The organism is Phenylobacterium sp., from assembly GCF_031412415.1.
Classification (GTDB): Bacteria; Pseudomonadota; Alphaproteobacteria; order Caulobacterales; family Caulobacteraceae; genus Phenylobacterium.
Map to the genome: position 1 here is coordinate 1 of NZ_JANOCX010000263.1, position 3,880 is coordinate 3,880.

Here is a 3,880-nt window from a genome sequence, read left to right on the forward strand (position 1 = left end):
GATCGGAGCCCCCTTGGCCGACGCCGTCCTTCCCGCCACCGACCGCCCGCCCATCAGCCCCAACGCGCTCATCCTGCTCGTCGCCTGGATCGCTTCGGGCGCGGCCCTGGCGCTGCTGCCTGAGGCGGCCGGTCCGCTGACCTTCGCCTTCGTGGTGCTGGGCTGGATCGCCGCGGTGGTGGTGCATGAATTCGGCCACGCCTTCACCGCCCACAAGGCGGGCGACCCGACCATCGTGGAGAAGGGCTATCTCACCCTCGATCCGCTGAAATACGCCGATCTCGGCACCTCCATCGTCATCCCGGTCATCGCCCTGGTCCTGGGCGGGATCGGCTTTCCGGGCGGGGCGGTCTATCTGCGTGAGGACATGATGCGCTCGCGGGCCTGGCGCTCTCTGGCCAGCCTCGCGGGACCGGCGGGGACCTTCGTGGTGCTGATCGCGCTGGGCTTCGGCATCCATCTGGCGGCCCCGGCCCTGCCCGGCGGGGCGGCCAATCCGCTGGTCCCGGCCCTGGCCTTCCTGGCCTTCCTGCAGGCCACCGCCCTGGTGCTGAACCTACTGCCGGTCCCGGGCCTGGACGGCTTCGGCATCCTGCGGCCGTGGCTGCCGCAGGGCGTCCGCGACAAGCTGCGCCCCATCGAGGGGATCGCCATGCTGGCGCTGCTGGCCCTGCTGTTCTTCGTGCCGTTCGCGGCGCGGCTGTTCTTCGGCGTGGCTCTGCTGTTCACCGACCTGCTGGCCCTGCCCCGCGAGCTGATCCAGTCCGGCTGGGACAGCTTCAAGTTCTGGACTTAGCGCCGGCCGCGCGGGATCAGGGGGATCGCCGTCTGCCGACCGTCCAGATAGCGCACGGTCTCTCCGTCGAAGAAGGCGTCCTCCTCCGCCCGGAACGAGACCGCCTGGCCGCCCCACTCCGGCACGGCGGCCATCGCCGAGAGCTCGATCGACCAGGCGGTGTTCGCCACGATCGGGTGGTTCCCGCGTGCGTCGCCCTGCTGGTTGTCCCAGAACCCGATGGCCGAGCCGGCCGCGTGGCCGTGATAGCCCACGGGGTGGGAGTAGATCGTCGGATTCAGCCCCGCGGCGATGGCCTTGGCCCGCGCCCGCGCCAGCACCTGGTTGCCGGTGTCGCCCGGACGGTACGATGAGGTCAGGGCGTCCTGCACGGCGTTGGCCGCCGCCAGCCCGGCCTTCAGCCCGGCCGGGGCGTCGGTCTCGCCGTCCTTCAGCACATAGGCCAGGTGCTGGGTGTCGGTGTTCAGCCGCAGATAGGTGATCCCGAAATCGGTCCACAGCAGGTCGCCCTTCTGGATGACCGTGTCGCCGCCCAGCGTCCCGGCCGCGCCCTGCCGCTGCACCCCCACCGAGGGCTGGAACCAAGTGGCGAGGCCCAGGCTCGCCAGGCGCTGACGGTACCACCAGACCACGTCGGCGGTGGTGGTCGTCCCCGGCGTGATCACCTTCTCGGAGAAGGCTTCGGCCATCACCGAATGGGCCATGCGCACGATGGACGGATAGAGCGCCATCTCCCGCGCCGTCCGGGTCTCCAGCCAGCCCACCGCCAGCCCCTCGCCCGATACCATCCGCTGGCGGTAGGTGTCGGGCAGGGCCGCGGCCATCTCGCTGTGCTGGGACAGGGTCAAGCCGTCGGCCAGCGCGCTGACGCTGGAGGTGTTGATGGCGATGGTCTTGGGGGCGCGCGCGGCGATCACCTCGGCCAGCGCCTTCCACTGGTCGGGCTGCTTCTCCGGCGACCAGGCCGGGGCGAACAGGCCGCCCAGGCCGTAGCGGCTGACCGTCAGCCGCTCGATGGGCTTGCCGGCGCCGGGGTCGAAGAACACCAGGATCGTGCGCCGCCGCGCATGGAAGCTCTGGGCGTCCAGCATGGTGGCGACCACGGGGTCCTCCATGTACTCCCGCGCCACGAGCACCCACATGTCGATCTTCTGGGCGCGCATCAGGGCCGGGACCACGGTGTCCAGCCGCTCGGCCAGGATCGCGTCCTGGACCTTGGCCTGTTCGCGCAGGGGCAGGATCGGCGGCATGGCGGGATCGGTCCGCTCGACCTGGCTCATGGGGATGGGTTCGGCCGACGCCGCGCCCGATAGCCCGAGGGCCAGCAGCCCGGCCAGACCTAGTTTCAACACGCCCATCACGCCCTCGCCCCCCGTACGCCCTCCAGGGTGTTAGCCGATTTGCCGCGCCCGCGTCCTAGCGCTTCACCGCGCCGGGCTCGTTGACCGGCGGCGGCGCCAGGGGTCCGGCCACGCCCTGCGGCTGGGAACTGGTTCCCGGCCGCGCCTCGCCGCTGGCGGCCGACACGGGCGAGACCCCGTCGGTCCGCGGGATATAGGCGCCGATGTCCTCGGGCGGCTCGTCCGACGCCGGCGTCAGGACCATCTTCAGGTAGCCCGCCGCCAGGGCCAGCGCCATCAGCCCGACAATGAGCAGGACGGCGCGGCGCACCGTCCTAGCGCTTCACCGCGCCGGACTCGGTGACCGGAGGGGCCGCCAGCGGACCGGCCGCGCCCTGGGGTTGGGAGCTGGTCCCCGGCCGGGCCTCGCCGTTCGGGGGCAGCGATCCGATGGAGCCCATGTCGCCAGGCGGCGGGGGCGGCATGGCGCCCAGGTCACCGCCGGTGTCGGCGGGGGGCGTCTCGACGGGCGGGGTGGCCACCACCGGCGGCGGCTCGACCGCCTCTTCCTTCTTCTGGCAACCCGCGGCCGCCAGCAACGCCACGGTCAGTCCCACCGCCGCGAACTTCGAGATCGTCATTTCCTAGCCCCCTTGTTGTCCGTCACGCAGGCCTCCGTCACATCGACATAGGTCTGCTTGGTCCAATACACAGTCGGCCGTTGCGCCAGGTTGTCCTGCCAAGTCTTAGGTTTGCGGAATTGTGAGCGGACGGCAAGCCGAAGGTCCGGCTGACACGCTAGAATCAGTCGGTGATACAGGTTCTCGGTTTCGTTGGACTCGATCAGGCTGGTCAGGCCCTCGATCTCCATTTCACTCTTCTTCAGACCGGGCACTTTCTCGTCGGACTGATAGCGCCCGACCAGCGACCATTCGTCGGCGCCATGCATGCGGCGCACGCTGCGGCCGTAGTCGTCGCTGTATTCCTTGGCCGGGACCTTGGTGAGCGGCGTGATCTGAAGCACCTCGATGGTGTAGGGCGAGTTGTTGAAGTCCAGCACGGTCGAGCCGACATTCTTGATCGAGATCTCGGTCAGCAGCAGGACGAAGCCCGGTTGCGCTGGCTGGATCGCCACGCTCTGCTCGATGTCCACCTTGGCCGAGTCCGGACGCTCGAAGAAGTACCAGAACCCCGCGGCCAGGATCGCCACGATGGTCAGCGACTTTTCCGCGAACTCGACGGTGTTGCTCATCGAGCCAAAGGTTGGCGTGCGGCTGAGATAGGCCGCCAGGCGCAGCACCGCGATGGTCGCCAGAACCACCGTCGCCAACATCATCAGGATCGACATCGCCTGTGTCCCCCCGGCGCGCCGATCACTTGAGATCAAGCTGCGCCGCGCGGCAAGCACGCCCTTGGCTTGACACGTGACCATATGGTCACCTATGGTCCCGCCGTGACTGACGACGACCTGGTCTTCAAGGCGCTATCCGATCCCACGAGGCGGCTTCTCCTCGACCTCCTGCACGCCCGTGACGGGCGCACGCTCTCCGATCTGGAGGCGCAGGTGGCGATGACCCGCTTTGGGGTGATGAAGCATCTGAAGCTGTTGGAGGACGCCGGTCTGGTGGTCACCCGCCGTTCGGGGCGCGAGAAGCTGCATTACCTCAACCCCGTCCCCATCCGCCTGATCCACGACCGCTGGATCGGCAAGTACGCAGAGGCCCCCCTCGCCGCGCTCAGCGCG

At 69.4% G+C, this 3,880-nt stretch carries 6 protein-coding genes; 2 read left to right on the forward strand and 4 right to left on the reverse strand.

Annotated features, from left to right (window positions below; all coding sequences use genetic code 11):
* The first annotated feature begins 1 nt into the window (after window position 1).
* Complete coding sequence (locus RMO04_RS12845) at window positions 2–796, forward strand: site-2 protease family protein (RefSeq protein ID WP_309645176.1); 795 nt, start codon at window positions 2–4, stop codon at window positions 794–796.
* Here RMO04_RS12845 and RMO04_RS12850 read toward each other — a convergent pair.
* From RMO04_RS12850 to RMO04_RS12865, 4 genes are read right to left on the reverse strand one after another with little or no spacing between them, the layout of a single operon-like run.
* Window positions 793–2,154 (reverse strand): M24 family metallopeptidase, encoded by a 1,362-nt coding sequence (locus RMO04_RS12850; protein ID WP_309645177.1) that lies wholly within the window; start codon window positions 2,152–2,154, stop codon window positions 793–795. The genes RMO04_RS12845 and RMO04_RS12850 overlap by 4 nt on opposite strands.
* A gap of 58 nt (window positions 2,155–2,212) precedes the next feature.
* A complete protein-coding gene (locus RMO04_RS12855) occupies window positions 2,213–2,467 on the reverse strand; it encodes a hypothetical protein (protein WP_309645178.1) in 255 nt (84 codons plus the stop codon).
* Between the two features lie 4 nt (window positions 2,468–2,471).
* Window positions 2,472–2,777: a hypothetical protein gene (locus RMO04_RS12860; RefSeq protein WP_309645179.1), complete on the reverse strand. Its 306-nt coding sequence runs from the start codon at window positions 2,775–2,777 to the stop codon at window positions 2,472–2,474.
* On the reverse strand, window positions 2,774–3,484 hold the full coding sequence (locus tag RMO04_RS12865) for a hypothetical protein (RefSeq protein WP_309645180.1): 711 nt from the start codon (window positions 3,482–3,484) through the stop codon (window positions 2,774–2,776). Before RMO04_RS12865 ends, RMO04_RS12860 begins: the two co-directional genes overlap by 4 nt.
* A gap of 84 nt (window positions 3,485–3,568) precedes the next feature.
* On the opposite strand from RMO04_RS12865, the gene RMO04_RS12870 reads away from it, so the two are divergent.
* The coding region (locus RMO04_RS12870) for a metalloregulator ArsR/SmtB family transcription factor (RefSeq protein ID WP_309645181.1) at window positions 3,569–3,880 on the forward strand (312 nt) is incomplete at its 3' end.